Here is a 17,912-nt window from a genome sequence, read left to right as displayed (position 1 = left end):
CTCCTCTGTCGCATACCTCACACCCACCCGGACAGCATGCCCACCCCGGACGATCGATCATCGGTTAATGAGCGGTAACGTCGTGGGGTCGAGGCGGACGCATCGGAATCACACGGGCCCCGCCGCCAGAGAAGAGCGAAAGGCACGAGGTGACGGACTCCATGGCCGACATTGAGCGCGTCGGAGTGGTGGGCTGCGGCCAGATGGGCGCGGGCATCGCAGAGGTGTGTGCCCGGAGCGGCCTTGACGTGAGGGTCGCCGAGACCACCGGCGAGGCGCTGGAGATCGGCCGCACGCGGCTCTACAACTCGCTGGCGAAGGCCGCCGAACGCGGCAAGATCACCGAGGAGGAGCGGGACGCGACCCTCGCTCGCCTCAGCTTCACCACCGACCTCGGCGAGTTCGCCGACCGCGACCTCGTCATCGAGGCGGTCGTGGAGAACGAGCAGGTCAAGACCGAGATCTTCCAGGTACTCGACCAGGTGATGACCCGGCCGGACGCCATCCTGGCCTCGAACACCTCCTCCATCCCGCTGGTGAAGCTGGCCGTGGCGACCTCCCGCCCCGACCAGGTCATCGGCATCCACTTCTTCAACCCGGCCCCGGTGCAGAAGCTCGTCGAGCTGATCCCGGCCCTCACCACCTCCGAGGGCACGATCAGCCGGGCGCAGGCCTTCGCCGAGAAGACGCTCGGCAAGCACGCGATCCGCGCCCAGGACCGTTCCGGCTTCATCGTCAACGCGCTGCTCGTGCCGTACCTGCTCTCGGCCATCCGGATGTTCGAGTCGGGCATCGCGAGCCGCGACGACATCGACAACGGCATGGAGTTCGGCTGCGCCCACCCGATGGGCCCGCTCAAGCTCTCCGACCTGATCGGTCTGGACACGATCGCCTCGATCGCCGACTCGATGTACGCGGAGTACAAGGAGCCGCTGTACGCCGCTCCCCCGCTGCTCCAGCGCATGGTGGACGCGGGCCGGCTCGGCCGGAAGTCGGGCTCGGGCTTCTACCCGTACGCCTGACCCCACAGGCCCGTACGCCTGCCCCCCAGGCCCGTACGCCTGACCCCACGGGTCGCGTACGCCTGACCCCCACAGACCCCGGACGGCCCGTACACACGCACAGGTACGGGCCGTCCGGCATGTCCGCGTGCCTCAGCCGAGGCGCAGATGGTGGAGCATCAGCAGCCCGGCGGCCATGTTGGCGGCCGGGATCTCGCCCCTGGCGATCATGTCGGGGACCTCTTTCAGCGGGACCCAGGCCCGCCGGGAGGACTCGAAGGCGTCCTCGGGCGGTCCCGTGTACGTGGCCCGCTCGGCCCAGTACAGGTGGTGCCGCGCGTCGGTCAGGCCGTTGGACGGCTCGACGGTGAGGAGGTGGCGCAGCGGGCCCGGGCGCCAGCCGGTCTCCTCCTCCATCTCGCGGGCGGCGGCCGCCTCGATGTCCTCGCCGTCCTCGACGACGCCGGCGGCCAGCTCCCAGCCCCAGCTGTCGGTGATGAAGCGATGGCGCCAGAGCATCAGTACTTCGTCGGCCTCGTTGACGGCGGTCGCGACGGCGACCGGGCGGAGCCGGATCAGATAGTGGTCGAGGTGGCGGCCGTCCGGGAGTTCGACGTCCGCGAGGTTCACCCGGAACCAGCGGTTCTCATAGACAGAGCGTTCGCTCAGTTTCGTCCACTGCACGTTCTTGCCACCTTCCGACTGGACGGTGCTTGTTTGGTGGCAATATCGCAGCAGTTCGACGCTCACAGGGGAACGCGCAGGGCTCCGTCGATCAGAGCCGCCGCCTCCCGGGCGTCCCCGCCCCCGCTCGCGAGGAGACGCTCCCGCACCTCCCGCAGCCGGTCCCGCAGCCGCCGCGACTCCATCCCCCGCGCCCGCTCGGTCATCTCCACGGCCGTCCGCGCCGCCCCGTCGGCCTCCCCCTGCCGCAGCTCGATCTGGCAGAGCATGGCGAGCCGGTGCACCCGGCCCCGGTCGTGGGAGGGCGTCCCCACCGCCATCGACGCGTGCTCGTGGGCGGCGGTGAGATCACCCAGACCGAGGAGGGCCTCGGCGACCTGGACGTTGACGAAACCCGGCTGGACATAACCCGTCTCGGCCGGCTCCTCCCCCGGAGTGATCCGCTCCGCCGCCGTCTCGGCCCGCCGGATGCAGGCCAGCGCGGCCACCCCGTCGCCCAGGTGCGCGTACGCCTTCGCCTGCATCGCCGTCAGATCGGCCGCGAGCGCCGGCGTGATCTGCCGCCCCGCCGCCCGCAGCGCCGCCTCGGCGAACGCGACCGCCTGCCGGTACTCCCCCATGAACAGCGACTGGTTGACGAGGAGCGCGATCACATAGGCGCCGAGGCCCCGGTCCCCGCTCGCCTTCGCGAGCCGCAGCGCCTGATGGAAGTAGCGCTGGGCGAGACCGTGCGCGTCCGCGTCGTACGCGCAGATGCCCGCCACCGCCACGAGTCCGCCGGTGGCCCGGTGCAGCCGCCGTCCGAGGGCATCGCTGTACGAGCCCCGCAGCAGCGGCGCGGTCTCCGCGGTGAGGAAGCCGACGATCCGGGCCCGGGTCGCGATGCCCCCGGCCTTGCGGTACATCTGCTCGTAGTGGGACCGTGCGGCGCTCAGCACCGCGATGTCGGCGGCCGAGACCGTCGTCCGTCCTGAGCGGGAGACGTCGACGTCCTCCGGCGGGTTCTCCCACTCCCACACGGGCATCACCGCCGGGGTACCGGTCACGGCCGGCGCACCCACTATGTGCGGCCGCTGCTGCTCGTCGGAGCGCCACAGCGCGGCCGCCCGCTCCACGAAGCCGGAGAGCGGCGAACCGGCCGCGGGCAGCGGCCCGTCCGGCATCCCGTAACCGATGTCGTCCAGGGTCACCTGCCGGTGCAGCCGGGCGGCGAGCACCTCGCAGATCAGGTCGGGCACCTGGCCGCGCGGCCGCTGACCCTTCAACCAGCGGGCGACGGCGGTGTGTTCGTAGCGCAGGGCGAGGCCCCTGGCCCGGCCCGCCCGGTTCACATGGGCGGCCAGGCCGGCGTGGGAGACACCCGCTTCGTCGAGCAGGGCGTCGAGCAAGGTGTTGGGCTGCATGGCCGCTCCGGTCACTCCGGTCGCTCGGTGAACTCAGCGTAGCGGTGGCCGATTTCGTACGGGACGATTTCGCACGGGGTGTGAACGAAGTACTCGTTCTTCCGGTCCGCGTACTCTGCCGTACTCGTCCCCGTACCGGTTGACTGTGCTTCTCGCCGCAAGGCGACGACCGGGCCGCCGGCTCCCCCCTCAACAGTGCGGCCGCCCGGTCCGCGTCGCCCGCCCCGCTGATCTGCCCGACACTCCGTGGCGGGGCGGGCGGCGCCGGCCCCGGTCCCCCTCCGCTCACCAGTGGGAGGAGGGGGCGGGCCGGGAGCGGCGCAGCCCGGGTTCGGCGGGCTGCGCCGGGACCCGGACACGGTCGTTGCGTACGACGAGCAGCGCGACGTCGTCGGTGAGCCGGCCGCCCGTGTGGTGCAGCAGGGCCGTCTGGACGCGTCGGACGAGCGCGGCGGGAGCCTCACCCGGCCTCCCGGCGAGCGCGGTGTCAAGGGCGAAGAACCGCCCCCGGTGGTCCCGGGCGTCCTCGGCGCCGTCGGTGTGCAGGACGAGCGTCTCACCGGGCAGCAGCCGGGCCGCCGTGTACGGCACGGGCACGGCGGGCAGGGGCAGCACCCCGAGCGGCGGAAGCGGATCGCCGACCGGCAGCCGCTCCGCCACCGGACCCAGCCGGTACGGCCCCGGGTGACCGCAGTTGAACACCGAGAGCCGCCCGTCGGCACCGACCTCCATGAGCAGCAGCGTCACGAACTCCTCCGCCGCCGGATGCTCGGGATCCGTCCCGGTCCGCGCCGGGTGCTCGTCCCGCGCCCGCTCCCGAAGATGCCGCTCCAGGGCCCGTTCGAGCCGCCGCAGCACACCACCGAGTTCGGGTTCGTCGTGGGCGGCCTCACGGAAGCTGCCGAGCACCGCCACCACCGCGCCGAGCGCCGCGAGACCGTGGCCCCGGACGTCCCCGATGACGATCCGCACCCCGTACGGGGTGGCCACCGCCTCGTACAGGTCCCCGCCGACGGACGCGCCCCGCGAGGCGGACAACTGCCCGGCCGCGAGCGCGAGTCCGTCGAGCCGCGCGGGCGGCGGGCGCAGCAGCACCCGCTGGGTGGCGACCGCGACGGCCCGCACCCGCGCCAGTTCGCGCACGAGCCCGCGCCGGAGGCCGAAGACAAGCCCGATGCCGACGGTGAGGAAGACGACGCTGGTGGCGATCCTCATCGGCAGCCCGGGCTGCCGGGCGAGCGGACAGCCGAACTTCCAGGCCACGGCCACCGCGCCCCAGGCGGTGGGAAGAGCGAGCGGGGCCAGCCGGCGGCGCCGGGAGCCATCGGAGACCAACGACCTCGTACGGATCATGCACGGCCCTTCCCGAGCCCCGACAGCGCCCGAAGGCCCTGCGGCACACAGGTCCGCGCCTGCGGCCGCGTCGATTCTGCCGACCGTACGGGCCACCGGGGAACACCCCCCGACGATCTCACCCGAAGGAGTGAGCACCCCCGGCGCGCCGCCCTTCGCCAGGCATGCGCCACGCGAACGGGCAGGTGAGGTTCGCACTCATGTACCCGATCGTGGCCCCGGCGCGGGACGGCCGTGGCGGGCACTTCCGGGAGAGGAGTTCATCCCCACCAGATCTTCCTCATGTGCTCCCTGGCATCGCCCGGCGCCTCCAGGCGCTCGAACTCGTGTGGCAGTGACCGGAAGAGGCAGTCGATGCCGTAGCGGTGCAGGAGCGCGATGTCCGCGTCGGCCGGGCGGACCGGGAACAAGGCGCTGAGCCTGTCGGCCGGGACGGGGCTGTGAGGTGCGTAGTCCAGCAGCTGGCCCAGCGCCTCCCGCACGTAGCCGTGGGCGCTGCCGCTCTTGGCCTCTATGATCTCCGTGCCGTCGACTCCCACCACGTGGAGATCGGTGATCCCGGACGGTGTCCGCAAACGGTCGACCGCGTCGCCGTGCAGAGTCGCCTTGTACTCCGCGACCAGGAGCGGTTCCGTCCGACGCACCTCTATGTCCCGCTCGTCGCGCCGGTAGGTGGCGTGGGGCGTGTGGAACCCTTCGACGGGAACCACCTTGGTGCCCTCGGCGATGGCCCTCGCCACCTCCGCGTCGCGAACATTTTTGCGCCGCGCCTCGGTGGACGTGCCGATTCCCAGCCCCTGGAGAATCTCCTCGGCCTTGTCGCCCTCGAGTATCCGCAGGCCCATGAAGTTGTCGCCCGCGTTGAAGCTCGGCAGGTCCCATATTTCCGAGTAGGGGATCTCCGTGTCCCGGAACGCGAGAAGGCTGTACACGTTGTGCCAGCTCCCCTTGTCCGCGTCAGGTGTCCACAGGGTGTCGGCGAACTTCGCGTTCCTGAACGTGCAACCGACCTCGCCGATACCCCTGACCAGGTTCTTCCCGGTGAAGAGCACCACGTCGCCCGTACGGAGCCGGGTCATGTTCTTGTCCTGCGCCGACGTCGCTCCCCAGAACCGGGCCGAGCCGGAGCCGTGCAACCTCATCAGGGCTTCGTACTGCTCCGTGGACAACGCGGCCGCTCGATCGCCCGATCCGAAGGCCACTTCCTTGTCGAGCGTGTCGCCCCAGTGCCGCCGCGCCACCGGATTCCCGTAGGAAGGCTGAATCGCAACAAGTGGCATCTCGCCACCCCCCTTTCGAAGCTCTCTGGCACGCTCCGAAGATCGTGCCATAGCGAGGTTCGGCGCCCCCGTCGCCGATCGCCCGAGGTCTGGGCCGTCGGCGGCGACTCGGCCGAACTCCCTTGGCTCTCCAAGGGTGTCCGACGGTCGACGGACGACCTCGGCCGGACCGCCGGCCCTCGAAGTCCGTCAGAAACGGCGGAGGGCCGCCCCGGGGATTCCCGGGGCGGCCCTTCTGGTGGTGCCGTGTCGGTCAGGCGCCGCGGAGGACGGCGCCCGTGCGCTCCGAGGCCAGGGCCACGGCCGCGTCGCGGGCCGCGGTGGCCTCGTCGACCGTGAGGGTCCGGTCCGGGGCGCGGAACTTCAGCGCGTACGCAAGGGACTTGGTGCCCTCGCCGAGCTGGTCGCCGGTGTAGACGTCGAACAGCCGGACGGACTCCAGGAGTTCACCCGCGCCCTCGCTCAGGGCGGCCTGGACCTCGGCGGCCGGGACGTCCTGGGCGACGACCAGGGCGACGTCCTGGGTGGCGACCGGGAAGGAGGAGATACGGGGGGCCCTGAGCGGGCCCTCGTTCGCCGCCTCGACCAGGTCGAGGTCGAGCTCCATCGCGCTGGTCCTGGCCGGCAGGCCGAAGGACTTCACCACGCGCGGGTGCAGCTCGCCCGCGTAGCCGACGGTCCGTTCCTCGCCGTTGACGAGGACGAGCAGTTCGGCGCAGCGGCCCGGGTGCCACGGACCGTACTGGCCCTGGCGCACGATCAGCTCGGCGCCCGTCTCCCGGGCCACCGTGCGGGCGGCCTCGACCGCGTCCGCCCAGTCGGACGGGCGGCCCTTGCCCCACCAGCCGGTCTGCTCGCGCGCACCGGCCAGGACGACGGCGGCGTGCCGGGGCTGCGCGGGCAGGGCCGCGTTGACCTCGGCGATCTCCTCGTCCGTGGGACGGCGGTCGACGGGCAGCCGGACGGCGACGCCGCTCCGCTCGCCGGCCAGGAAGACCAGACCGGTCTCGAAGAGCGCCAGGTCGTGGCTGCCGCGGCTGTCGTTGCGGCGGAGCGCCCCGAGCAGGCCCGGCAGCAGCGCCGTGCGGAGCACGGGCTCCTCGTCGGAGAGCGGGTTGACCAGCTTCACGACCCGGCGGCAGGTGTCGTCCGCCTCCAGGCCGAGCTGGTCGAAGACCTGCTCGCCGATGAACGGGTAGTTCAGCGCCTCGACGTAGCCGGCGCCGGCCAGGGCGCGGCCCACCCGGCGGTGGACGCGCTGGCGCTCGGTGAGCCCGCGGCCGGCCGGGGGCTTGGGCAGCGTGGAGGGCAGGTTCTCGTAGCCCTCCAGGCGGATGACCTCTTCGGCGAGGTCGTTCGGCGCGGCGAGGTCGGGGCGCCACGAGGGCACGGTGACGACGAGCTCGTCCTGGCCGTAGACGTCGCAGCCGACCTCCTGGAGGCGGCGGACGACGGTCTCACGGCCGTAGTCGACGCCCGCGACCCTGTCCGGGTGGTTCGCCGGCATGGTGATCGTGCGCGGCGCGGACGGGGCGCTGATCTCGGTGACGCCGGCCTCGGCCGTGCCGCCAGCGAGCAGCACGAGCAGGTCGACGGTGCGCTGCGCGGCAGCGGCGGCGGCCTGCGGGTCGACGCCCCGCTCGAAGCGCTTGGACGCCTCGGAGGACAGCTTGTGACGGCGGGCCGTGCGGGCGATCGAGATCGGGTCGAAGTGCGCGGCCTCGATGACGACCTCGGCGGTGCCGGTGACGTAACCGGTCTCCGGGTCGGTCTCCGGGTCGGCGATCTCCGTGTGGGCACCGCCCATGACGCCCGCGATGCCGATGGGGCCGCGGTTGTCGGTGATGACGAGGTCCGCGGCGTCCAGGACGCGCACGGTGCCGTCGAGGGTGGTGATCTTCTCGCCGGCCTCGGCGCGGCGGACGCCGATGGGGCCGTCGAGCCGGCTGCGGTCGTACGCGTGCAGCGGCTGGCCGAGCTCCAGCATCACGTAGTTGGTGACGTCCACGGCCAGCGAGATCGGGCGCATGCCGGCCTTCTGCAGCCGGCGCTGGAGCCAGATCGGGGACCGGGCCTCGGGTGCGAGGCCGACCACGGTGCGCGCGGTGAAGCGGTCGCAGCCGATCGGGTCGGTGATCTGGACCGGGTAGCCGTACGAGTTCGGCGCGGGCACGTCGAGCAGCGCCGGGTCGCGCAGCGGCAGGCCGTAGGCGGTGGCCGCCTCGCGGGCGACACCGCGCATCGAGAGGCAGTAGCCGCGGTCCGGGGTGACGGCGATGTCGAGGACCTCGTCGAACAGCTCCAGGAGGACCGTGGCGTCGGTGCCGACCTCGTGCTCGGGCGGCAGCACGATGATGCCGTGCGTACCGTCGTCGCCCATGCCGAGCTCGTCGCCGGAGCAGATCATGCCCCGGGAGACCCGGCCGTACGTCTTGCGCTCGGCGATCCGGAAGTCGCCGGGGAGCACGGCGCCGGGCAGGGCCACGACGACCTTGTCGCCCGCGGCGAAGTTCCGGGCGCCGCAGATGATCTCCTGGGGCTCGCCGGTGCCGTTGGCCTGGCCGACGTCGACGGTGCAGAAGCGGATGGGCTTCTTGAAGTCCGTCAGCTCCTCGATGGTGAGGACCTTGCCGACCACCAGCGGGCCGGTCAGGCCGGCGCCGAGCCGCTCGACGGCCTCGACCTCGAGGCCTGCCGAAATGAGCTTGGCCTGGACGTCGCGGCCGGTCTCCGTCGCCGGCAGGTCGACGTACTCCCGCAGCCAAGAAAGCGGGACCCGCATCAGATCTCCATCCCGAACGGCCGGGTGAACCGGACGTCACCCTCGACCATGTCTCGCATGTCGTCGACGTTGTGGCGGAACATCAGCATCCGCTCGATGCCGAACCCGAAGGCGAATCCGCTGTACTTCTCGGGGTCCACACCACAGGCGACGAGCACCTTGGGGTTGACCATGCCGCAGCCGCCGAGCTCGATCCAGCCCTCGCTGCCGCAGGTGCGGCAGGGGCGGTCCGGGTTGCCGACGGACTCGCCGCGGCAGACGTAGCAGAGCATGTCCATCTCGGCGGACGGCTCGGTGAAGGGGAAGAAGTTCGGCCGGAGCCGGGTCTTCATGTCCGGGCCGAAGAGCGCCTGGACCATGTGGTCCAGGGTGCCCTTGAGGTCGGCCATGGTCAGGCCCTCGTCGACGGCGAGCAGCTCGATCTGGTGGAAGACCGGGGTGTGCGTGGCGTCGAGCTCGTCGGTGCGGTAGACGCGGCCGGGGCACACCACGTAGACCGGGGGCTCCCGGTCGATGAGGGTGCGGGCCTGGACCGGCGAGGTGTGGGTACGGAGCACGACACCGGACTCGTCGCCCGTGGTGGCCTTTCCGTCGGGGGAGGTTCCCCGGACGAAGAAGGTGTCCTGCATCTGCCGGGCCGGGTGGTCCGGGACGAAGTTGAGGGCGTCGAAGTTGAACCACTCCGCCTCGACCTCGGGACCCTCGGCGACCTCGTACCCCATGGAGACGAACACGTCGGAGACGCGCTCCATGAGCGTGGTCAGCGGGTGGCGGGCACCGGCCGGGACGCGGTCGTACGGCAGGGTGACGTCGACGGCCTCCTCGACGAGGACGCGGGCGTCACGCTCGGCCTCCAGCTCGGTCTGGCGGGCGGCGAGCGCCTTGGAGACGACGCCGCGGGCCTGGCCCACGAGCTTTCCGGCGGCGGCCTTGGCCTGCGGAGGCAGGGCGCCGATCTCCCGGTTGGCGAGCGCCAGCGGCGAGGTGCCACCGGTGTGCGCGGTCTTCGCATGCGCGAGCGCGTCGAGGTCGCCCGCGGCGGCGAAGGCGGCGAGCGCCTCGTCCCGCATGCGCTCGATCTCTTCCGGTTTCAGTGCCTCGACCTCAACCGGGTCGTACGACTTATTGGGTGCGGACATCTCTTCCCGTGCTTCCGTTGGCTGGCTGGGCGGCCCCGCTCGACGTCAAGGGCGCAAACGTGCCAAAGGACGAGTCTAACGGGGTGGGGGGACGCGAATGAGCCCGTGGGCGGCCCGGCTGGCTCCTGATCTCGTACGGTCTCGCCTGCTGAGACGTCAGAGGAGATGGGCCGGGGTGCCGACGGGCAGGATAAATCGGAACTCGGCCCCGCCCCGGGGGCCCCTTCCGACGGTGATCGTGCCGCCGTGGGCCTCGACGACGCCCTTGACGATGTACAGACCGAGGCCGGTGCCGCCGCGCTTGCTGCCCCGCCAGAAGCGGGTGAAGACACGGCTCATGGACTCTTCGGGGATGCCGGGGCCCTCGTCGCTCACGGTGACCTCCGTCCCCTCTTCTCCGTCGTCGCACGTCCTGGCGGGTGCCACCTCGATGGTGACGGTTCCCTCTCCGTGGCGCACCGCATTTTCGAGGAGGTTGCCGAGGATCTGGTCGATCTTGTCGGGGTCGGCCCACAGCGGCGGCAGCTCCGGCCTGATCCGTACGAAGAAGCGGTCCGGGGACTGGCCCGCGGTGGTGTGCACCTGGACGTGGCGGCCGACGGCGGCGGCGATGTCGACGGGCTGGCGGCGCACTTCGAGCCGTCCCGAGTCGATCCGGGAGATGTCGAGGAGTTCGGCGATGAGCCGTTTGATGCGGCCGGCGTCGGCGTCGACCGTCTCCAGCATCAGCCGCTTCTGCTCGTCGTTGAACCGCTCCCACTTGCCGAGGAGGGTGGCGGTGAAGCCCTTCACGGAGGTGAGCGGGGAGCGCAGCTCATGGGCGACGGTGGCGATGAGCTCGGCGTGGCTGCGCTCGGTGCGGCGGCGGGCCTCGGTGCCGCGCAGGGAGACCACGACCCGGCGGACCGGGCCCGTGGGGTGCTCGCGGACGTACCGGGCGGAGACGAGGACCTCGCGGCCGCCGGGCAGCAGCAGGTTGCGCTCGGGCTGGCCGCGGCGGGTGGCGATGCCGCCGTACGGGTCGGTCAGGGTCCACCAGCGGCGGCCCTTGAGGTCTTCGAGGGGCAGCGCCTGGTCGAGGGGGAGGCCGAGGGCACGGTCGCCGGGTACGGCGGTGATGCGGCTGGCGGCGGTGTTGAAGCAGACGACCCGGCCGGTCTCGTCGGCGATGACGAGACCGTCGGGAAGGTCGTCGGGGTGAACCCCGGCGAAGCCGACGGGAGCCGCCGGCTCTTCCGGTCGTCCCGGGGCCGCGGTCCCGGCCTGGCCGGCCGGCTCCGGTGGTTCCGGGGCGTGCGCGGCGGCGCTCCGTGCCTGTGCGGGACTGTCCGTGCCGGCCGTCATCCCCGTATCCCACCTCTCCGTGTAGCGCAGTGGGCCCCCGAGTGCGTCACTCTACTGGGCGGGAAGGGCGGAACGGGCCCTTCAGGCGGAGGTTCGGGGGCGCTGGGCGCGAGCGGAGGCGTACAGGCAGACCGCGGCGGCCGTGGCGAGGTTGAGGCTCTCGGCCTTGCCGTGGATCGGGACGCGGACGACGGCGTCGGCCAGGGCCCGGGTCTCCTCGGGCAGCCCCCAGGCCTCGTTGCCGAAGATCCAGGCGGTGGGTCCGCCCATGGTGCCGGCGTCCAGCTCGGCGTCGAGGTCGTCCTGGCCCGCGCCGTCGGCGGCGAGGATCCGTACGCCCGCGCTCTTCAGTCCGGCGACGGCCTGCTCGACGGGGACGCCGACGGCGACCGGCAGGTGGAACAGGGACCCGACGGAGGCGCGTACCGACTTCGGGTTGTAGAGGTCGACGGAGGCGTCGGTGAGGACGACGGCGTCCGCGCCGGCCGCGTCGGCGCAGCGCAGCACGGTGCCGGCGTTCCCGGGGTCGCGTACGTGGGCGAGGACGGCGACCAGCTTGGGCTGTGCCGCGACGATCTCCTCGAACGGCGAGTCGAGGAACCGGCAGACGCCGACGAGCCCCTGCGGGGTCACGGTCTGGGAGACCTCGGCGAGGACGGCGTCGGAGGCGTGGTGGACGCGGGCGCCCGCGGCGAGGGCGGCCTCGATGATCGGGGCGTAGCGCTCGGCGGCCTCGACGGTGGTGAAGAGTTCGACGAGCGTCGGCTCTCCGGTGGAACCGCGGTGCTCGACGGCCTCGCGGACGGCCTGCGGGCCCTCGGCGATGAAGAGGCGGTCCTTGCCCCGGAAGTTGCGCTTGGCGAGCCGCCGGGCGGCGACGACGCGCGGGGAACGCGGGGAGATCAGCTCGGGGGTGACCATGAGGTGCTGCGGTTCTCTCTTCGGGGCCGGGGACTACGGGATCCGGGCGCCGCGCGACCGGGTACGGGGAGGGCCGGGCGGGTGCTTCGGGGCCGACGCACCCGGACCCGCAGGCGCGAGCGCGCCTGCGGGTCCGGGCAGAGGTACTGCGGCCTGGAAGATCAGGCGGCGGCCTTCGGGGCGTTGACGTCAGCCGGCAGAGCCTTCTGCGCGACCTCGACCAGCGCGGCGAACGCGTTGGGGTCGTTGACGGCCAGCTCGGCGAGGATCTTGCGGTCCACCTCGATGTTGGCGGCGTTCAGACCCTGGATGAGGCGGTTGTACGTCATGCCGTTCTCGCGGGCAGCGGCGTTGATGCGCTGGATCCACAGACGGCGGAAGTCGCCCTTGCGCTTCTTGCGGTCGTTGTAGTTGTAGACCAGCGAGTGGGTGACCTGCTCCTTGGCCTTGCGGTACAGGCGCGAACGCTGACCGCGGTAGCCCTTGGCCGCCTCGAGGATCGCCCGGCGCTTCTTGTGGGCGTTGACTGCCCGCTTGACGCGTGCCACTTGTTAACTCCTTGTAGCGGGGTCGTGGTTGGACTCACACGACCCGAAAAACGAATGGGTCCCGGACCTGGCCGGTAGCCCTCGTCGCCGAGGGCGGGTGATCAGATCAGATGCCCAGCATCTTCTTGATCTTGGCCGCGTCGCCCGGGGCCATCTCGGCGTTGCCGGTGAGGCGACGCGTCAGCTTGGACGACTTGTGCTCGAGCAGGTGGCGCTTGCCGGCGCGCTCGCGCATGATCTTGCCGGTGCCGGTGACCTTGAAGCGCTTCTTGGCACCGGAGTGCGTCTTGTTCTTCGGCATCGCGCCGTATCTCCTCGTCAGTGGCGCTCCCCCCGGTGCGGGCACCGAACATACGGGAGCGTCAATTCTTCGTCTGGTGGTTCCGGGCGGGGCCCGGGGCTGCCTGGAGGGCAGCCCCTCGGGTCACGCCTCGGGGTTCTCGACCGGAGCGTCGGCCTCGGCCTCGGTGACCGGAGCCTCGACCTCGGCCTCGGCCTCGGCCGGAGCCTCGGACGTCTCCTCGGCGGTGACGCCCTGGCGCTCGGCCTTGCGTGCGGCCTGAGCCTCACGCGCCTCGGCCATGGCCTCGGTCTTCTTCTTGTGCGGGCCGAGAACCATGATCATGTTCCGGCCGTCCTGCTTCGGGTTGGACTCGATGAAGCCAAGCTCCTCGACGTCCGACGCCAGCCGCTGCAGCAGCCGGAAACCAAGCTCGGGGCGGGACTGCTCACGACCACGGAACATGATCGTGATCTTGACCTTGTCGCCCTGCTTGAGGAACCGGACGACGTGACCCTTCTTGGTGTCGTAGTCGTGCGGGTCGATCTTCGGCCGGAGCTTCATCTCCTTGATGACCGTGTGCGCCTGGTTCTTGCGCGCCTCACGGGCCTTCATGGCCGACTCGTACTTGAACTTCCCGTAGTCCATGAGCTTGCACACGGGCGGACGGGCGTTCGCCGCGACCTCGACCAGGTCGAGGTCGTACTCCTGTGCGAGCTCCAGGGCCTTGGCAAGCGGAACAATCCCGACCTGCTCGCCGCTGGGTCCGACAAGTCGCACCTCGGGAACGCGAATCCTGTCGTTGATGCGGGGCTCGGCGCTGATGGATCCTCCTAGGTAGCACCACGCGACCGCCTGGCGGACGGACGCGCAACGTCTGTTTCTGAGACCAACCGCGCCGGCACATGAAAAACGCCCCGGACGGGACACAGGCGGGGCTCCAGGGGAATACCGGAACACCGCCGCGGTCAACCGCGGGGCGCACATCGGGCGGCTCCATCGTCCGTACGGAACGATGGGCGCCACCTGACCGGTGACCCGCCACCCGCGAGGGTGGTCAGGTGGGAGTTCGGAGCCTCCACTTGTGGGCCGGGCACACACGTGTCCGGCCGGTCGTTACACAAGGTTAGCAGGACCCGGCGGTCTCCGCTAACCGAGGACCGGCATATCGTATGAGGCATGAGCGAGACGCCCCAGAACGAGTCCCCGGACTCCACAGTGCCCCCGGAGTCCTCTGACTTCGACGCCATGACCCGCGACATCGCGGAGGTCCCGGCGGTCGAGGTGATCGTGACGGTCGCCGTCAACCTGATGAGCGCCGCCGCGGTGAAGCTCGGGCTCACCGAGGAGGGCGACAAGTACAAGGACCTCGACGAGGCCCGCAAGCTGGTGCACGCGCTCGCCGGTCTGCTGGACGCCGGCGCGACGGAGGTCTCCTCCTTCCACGCCGCTCCCCTGCGGGACGGCCTGAAGTCCCTCCAGCTCGCCTTCCGCGAGGCCTCCCTGATCCCGGACGAGCCGGGCCAGGGGCCGGGCGAGAAGTACACGGGGCCGGTGTACGGCTAGGGCCTGATCGGGGGTACGGGGGTCGCCCCCCGGAAGAGTGCAGTCACGGGGCCGGTGTACGGCTAGAAGCCGGTAGGCAGGTAGGTAAGTAAGTAAAGAAGTAGGGCGTGCCCTACTTCTTTACGTAGAAGGGCTCGCCCGGAGGGGCGGCCGAGGCCGGCAGGAGTGCCAGGTCGAGGCCCCGCACCAGGCGGGCCCTCAGTGTTTCGTCGGCCGCCAGGGCGCGGGCCACGCGCTGGGCCGCCTCCGCCGGGGAGGCGTCCCCGGCCAGGACCAGGGCCAGGGTGCCGTCGGCGGCGCCGGGACCCAGGTGGGCGCGGAGCACCGCGGGCTCGGCGGCGACGGCGGCCCGTACCGCTTCCCGTACGGCGGGGTCGTCGAGCGGGTCGGCGCTGGTACGGCCCTCGGCGAGGGCGAGCAGGGCCGGACCGGTCAGCTGGTACGGCACGGGGCCCGCGAGGTCCAGGACCACCGTGTCCGCCTTCTCGTGCGCGGCGGCCTGGAGGGCCTGGTGGAGCGGGACGGCCACGGGCCGGGCCTCGGGGTCCCACAGGGCGAGCGAGGCGATCGAGGTGAAGGCGGGCAGGGCCCGCCGGTCACCGGCCGTGAGGGTGGGGACCGCCATGTCGCTGGTCTTCTCGCGGCGCAGGCCGTTCTCGTCGGTCTCGACCTCGCCGAGGACGGCGACCACGGGGACGAGCAGCCGGGCGTCCCGCAGCGCGTCGAGGACCGGACCGTGGGCGGTTCTGTCCTCCGCCCAGGCCGCGAGGGCCGCGGCGAGCCGCGGGTCGGCGGTGCCGTCGTCGTCGGAGAAACCGGGGTCCGGGATGTTCTTGAGCGCCACGCACCGAGCCTAACCGGCGCGGCCGGACGCCCGGCCCGCCGGGTCCCCGGGCCTGCCGGCTCCGGTCCTACGAGCTCCGGTGGGCGCGTCCCAGGACGACGGCGGTCAGGAGCAGCAGGGCGCCGAGCCCGCCCGCGAGGGGGGCGAGCAGACCGATGGGACGGCTCTCCTCGACGGCGGGGAGGGGGCCGGGGCCGAAGTACCGGCCCCGGTATCCGCTGGTGGTGGTCTTCGGGTCGCCGCCCGTGAGCCCGGCGCCCGCCTCGATCGCGGCTGCCGGGTCGACCGTCCCGTACCCCTTGGCGTCGCTGCGGCCGCCCTTCGGCCGGTTGCGGGCGGTGTCGATGAGCAGGCGCTTGATCTGGGCCGGGGTGAGGTCGGGGTGGGCGGAGCGGACGAGGGCGACGGCTCCGGAGGCGAACGCGGCGGCGGCGCTGGTGCCCCAGCCCTCGTAGTAGCGGCGGTCGGGATAGGCCATGACGACGTCGACGCCGGGGGCGCTGACGGTGGCGTACCAGCGGCGGGTGGAGAAGGAGGCGTGGGTGCCGTAGCGGTCGACGGCGGTGACGGCGATGACGCCGGGGTAGGCGGCGGGGTACGAGATGTGGTCGCCCTTCTCGCCGCCGTTGCCGGCGGAGGCGACGACGGAGACGCCCTTCCCGAGCGCGTACTGGACGGCGGCGTCCTCGCGCGCGTCGGGATGCGCGGACTTGGAGTCGTCGCCGAGGGAGAGATTGATGACGTCGGCGCCGTGGTCGGCCGCCCAGCGGATGCCCTCCGCGAGGGCGGTGCCGCGGGTCTTGCGGGCCTTGTCGCGGGCCTTGTCGGTGCCTTCGAGGATGACCCGTACGGGGAGGATCTCGGCTTCGGGGGCGATGCCGAGGACGCCGTCCCCGCCGTCGTACCCGTGGCCGTGTCCGGCGATGATCCCGGCCATGGCCGTGCCGTGCTGGGCCCAGGAGCGGTCGCCCCTGGACGCGCCGAAGCCGATGAGGTCACGTCCCGGGAGGACGGAACCCACCAGGTCCGGGTGCTCGGCGTCGACGCCGGTGTCGAGGACGGCGACGACGATGCCCTCGCCCTTGGTGGTACGCCAGGCCTCCGCCGTGTGGAGCGCTTCGAGGCCCCACTGGCGGGCCCGGATGGTGTCGGCGTACGCGGGCGCGGTGGTGGCGGGGAGGACGGCGAAGGCGGCGGCGAGGAGGACGGCCGCGGCGGTGCGGGTGGGTCGGGTCACCGGTCGTTCTTCTCCTTGGCCGCGGCGGCGGCCGTCGTGCGGAGCAGCCGCTCGAAGCGCACCGTGATGCCCTTGGCCTCGTGGCCGAGGCCGGACTGCGCGGCGGCGTCGGTACGACCGGGGGCCACGGCCCGGTCGGCGGGCTGCGGGCTCTCGACGGCCCGGCCGTCGGCGAAGCCGGAGACGGCGGTGACGACGACGGGGAGGTCGGCGGGGGCGTTCAGCCACCAGCTGGCGCGCTGGCCGGCGCCGAAGCGGGCGGCGACGGTGCCGGGGCCGGGGAGCGCCGGGGGGACGTCCGCGCCGAGGCGACCGGTGAGGCCCTGGCCGAGGGTGCGTTGCGTGGGGGCGTCGGCGTGGGTGAAGACGAGGCCGACGGTGATGACGCTGCTGGCGGTGGCGTCGGTGTACGTGGCGCGCAGGACACGTTCGCAGCCGAGCGGCCGGAGGGTGGCGAGCAGGCCCTTGGCGAGGACGGCGGGCGTGCAGGCGGCGTCCGGGGCGACGACGATCCGGGTCCAGGTGCGTGCGGCGGCGCCGGGGCCCGCGCCGGGGCCCGCGAGGGTACGGGGGAAGAGGATGTCGACGGGGGCGTTGTGCCAGAGGTCCTTCGCCTCGGCGTACCCGGCGGGTTCGGCGGGCGCGCCGGGCTCGGCGGCGGCCAGCCACATCCCGGCGAGGGCGCCGCCGATGAACCCGACCCCGAGCACGGCACAGACGGCGACGGCGACCCGCCGCCCGGTCCGCCGCTCCCGCACGGGCCGAAGCCGCGTGGTCGTCTCGACGGGCACCTCGGGCGGCAGGGCGCCGGGGGCGCCGTAGGTGTGGCCGTAGGGGATGACGGGGGGCCGGGGGGAGGGCAGGGCACCCGGCAGGTGCCGGCCGGGGACGGAGGCCTCCGGCGGGGCGGAGAGGGGTGCCCGGGGCGGGGGCGGAACGGCGGACGCGGGGGCCTCCGGCCGGGCGGGACCGGTGGGCGCCGGGCCCCCCGGCCGCGCCGGAACGGCCCCGGGCCCGGGCCCGGCGGGAGCGGACGAACCGGCGGCGGCCCGAGCCGAGGCCTCAGGAGCGCGCACCGGCGGGGGCGGGGTCGCGGGTGCCGCAGCAACCTGGTCGGCCGTGCGAGGTGTGACCGGCGGTCCGCTCGGCGGCGCCGTGCGAGGTGTGACCGGAGAACCGCTCGGCGGCGCCGTGCGAGGTGTGACCGGAGAACCGCTCGGCGGCGCCGTGCGAGCGGCGGTCGGAGGCGCCGTACGTGGTGCGGTCGGAGGCGCCGTACGTGGTGCGGTCGGAGGCGCGGGTGGGGGCGGGGGTGTCCCCGGGGCGTTTCCCTTGCCGTGACCGTTTTCGTTGCGCGCCGCGTCCCGTGGGGCGTCCGGGTGGATCACGCGGAGGCGGGTCGTCGTCTCCATCGGGGTCGGTTCGTCCGTGGGGAGCAGGGCCTCCGTGATGCGGGAGGGCGTGCGGGGATGCTGCTCGCCGGTCATCCCCGTTCCCCCGCTCGTGTCGACAATGCCCGTCACTCTACGG

The 17,912-nt window shown here is 72.6% G+C and carries 16 protein-coding genes; 2 read left to right on the top strand and 14 right to left on the bottom strand.

The annotated features are described in order from the left end of the window. Window positions 1–161: 161 nt before the first annotated feature. Window positions 162–1,022: a 3-hydroxybutyryl-CoA dehydrogenase gene (locus tag ACZ4VK_RS20995; protein WP_468354019.1), complete on the top strand. Its 861-nt coding sequence runs from the start codon at window positions 162–164 to the stop codon at window positions 1,020–1,022. Between the two features lie 132 nt (window positions 1,023–1,154). Here ACZ4VK_RS20995 and ACZ4VK_RS20990 read toward each other — a convergent pair whose 3' ends face one another. From ACZ4VK_RS20990 to infC, 11 genes are all read right to left on the bottom strand, one after another. Further along, entirely contained in the window at window positions 1,155–1,685 is a 531-nt protein-coding gene (locus ACZ4VK_RS20990; RefSeq protein WP_468354345.1) for an NUDIX hydrolase, read from the bottom strand. Window positions 1,686–1,747: 62 nt separating this feature from the next. Further along, window positions 1,748–3,088 (bottom strand): transcriptional regulator, encoded by a 1,341-nt coding sequence (locus tag ACZ4VK_RS20985; RefSeq protein ID WP_468354017.1) that lies wholly within the window; start codon window positions 3,086–3,088, stop codon window positions 1,748–1,750. 285 nt (window positions 3,089–3,373) lie between these two features. Beyond that, window positions 3,374–4,441: a PP2C family protein-serine/threonine phosphatase gene (locus tag ACZ4VK_RS20980; RefSeq protein WP_468354015.1), complete on the bottom strand. Its 1,068-nt coding sequence runs from the start codon at window positions 4,439–4,441 to the stop codon at window positions 3,374–3,376. Window positions 4,442–4,701: 260 nt separating this feature from the next. Next, complete coding sequence (locus ACZ4VK_RS20975; RefSeq protein ID WP_468354013.1) at window positions 4,702–5,721, bottom strand: hypothetical protein; 1,020 nt, start codon at window positions 5,719–5,721, stop codon at window positions 4,702–4,704. A 253-nt stretch (window positions 5,722–5,974) separates the two neighbouring features. Beyond that, a complete protein-coding gene (gene pheT, locus ACZ4VK_RS20970) occupies window positions 5,975–8,503 on the bottom strand; it encodes a phenylalanine--tRNA ligase subunit beta (RefSeq protein WP_468354011.1) in 2,529 nt (842 codons plus the stop codon). Beyond that, window positions 8,503–9,642: a phenylalanine--tRNA ligase subunit alpha gene (gene pheS, locus ACZ4VK_RS20965; RefSeq protein WP_468354009.1), complete on the bottom strand. Its 1,140-nt coding sequence runs from the start codon at window positions 9,640–9,642 to the stop codon at window positions 8,503–8,505. Before pheS ends, pheT begins: the two co-directional genes overlap by 1 nt. 156 nt (window positions 9,643–9,798) lie before the next feature. Continuing rightward, a complete protein-coding gene (locus ACZ4VK_RS20960) occupies window positions 9,799–10,986 on the bottom strand; it encodes a sensor histidine kinase (protein ID WP_468354007.1) in 1,188 nt (395 codons plus the stop codon). Window positions 10,987–11,067: 81 nt separating this feature from the next. Continuing rightward, window positions 11,068–11,907, bottom strand: a complete 840-nt coding sequence (locus ACZ4VK_RS20955; RefSeq protein WP_468354005.1) for a TrmH family RNA methyltransferase — start codon at window positions 11,905–11,907, stop codon at window positions 11,068–11,070. A 161-nt stretch (window positions 11,908–12,068) separates the two neighbouring features. Next, entirely contained in the window at window positions 12,069–12,455 is a 387-nt protein-coding gene (rplT, locus tag ACZ4VK_RS20950) for a 50S ribosomal protein L20 (protein WP_351220722.1), read from the bottom strand. A gap of 106 nt (window positions 12,456–12,561) precedes the next feature. Beyond that, on the bottom strand, window positions 12,562–12,756 hold the full coding sequence (rpmI, locus tag ACZ4VK_RS20945) for a 50S ribosomal protein L35 (protein ID WP_024760685.1): 195 nt from the start codon (window positions 12,754–12,756) through the stop codon (window positions 12,562–12,564). Window positions 12,757–12,879: 123 nt separating this feature from the next. Then, window positions 12,880–13,560, bottom strand: coding sequence for a translation initiation factor IF-3 (gene infC, locus ACZ4VK_RS20940; protein WP_468354343.1), 681 nt, complete (start codon window positions 13,558–13,560; stop codon window positions 12,880–12,882). Window positions 13,561–13,914: 354 nt separating this feature from the next. On the opposite strand from infC, the gene ACZ4VK_RS20935 reads away from it, so the two are divergent. Beyond that, the gene (locus ACZ4VK_RS20935; protein WP_468354003.1) at window positions 13,915–14,301 is read left to right on the top strand and encodes a DUF1844 domain-containing protein; all 387 of its coding nucleotides are present in this window, start codon (window positions 13,915–13,917) and stop codon (window positions 14,299–14,301) included. 112 nt (window positions 14,302–14,413) lie between these two features. On the opposite strand, the gene ACZ4VK_RS20930 is transcribed toward ACZ4VK_RS20935, so the two are convergent. From ACZ4VK_RS20930 to ACZ4VK_RS20920, 3 genes are all read right to left on the bottom strand, one after another. Then, window positions 14,414–15,145, bottom strand: coding sequence for an SseB family protein (locus ACZ4VK_RS20930; protein WP_468354001.1), 732 nt, complete (start codon window positions 15,143–15,145; stop codon window positions 14,414–14,416). A gap of 67 nt (window positions 15,146–15,212) precedes the next feature. Beyond that, the gene (gene mycP / locus ACZ4VK_RS20925; RefSeq protein ID WP_468353999.1) at window positions 15,213–16,382 is read right to left on the bottom strand and encodes a type VII secretion-associated serine protease mycosin; all 1,170 of its coding nucleotides are present in this window, start codon (window positions 16,380–16,382) and stop codon (window positions 15,213–15,215) included. Then, window positions 16,379–17,458: a hypothetical protein gene (locus tag ACZ4VK_RS20920; protein ID WP_468353997.1), complete on the bottom strand. Its 1,080-nt coding sequence runs from the start codon at window positions 17,456–17,458 to the stop codon at window positions 16,379–16,381. Before ACZ4VK_RS20920 ends, mycP begins: the two co-directional genes overlap by 4 nt. Window positions 17,459–17,912: the final 454 nt, after the last annotated feature.

Source organism: Streptomyces sp. NPDC028711, from assembly GCF_055565415.1.
Note: the sequence above shows the minus strand (reverse complement) of the source record. Positions and strands in the feature narration are given on the sequence as shown.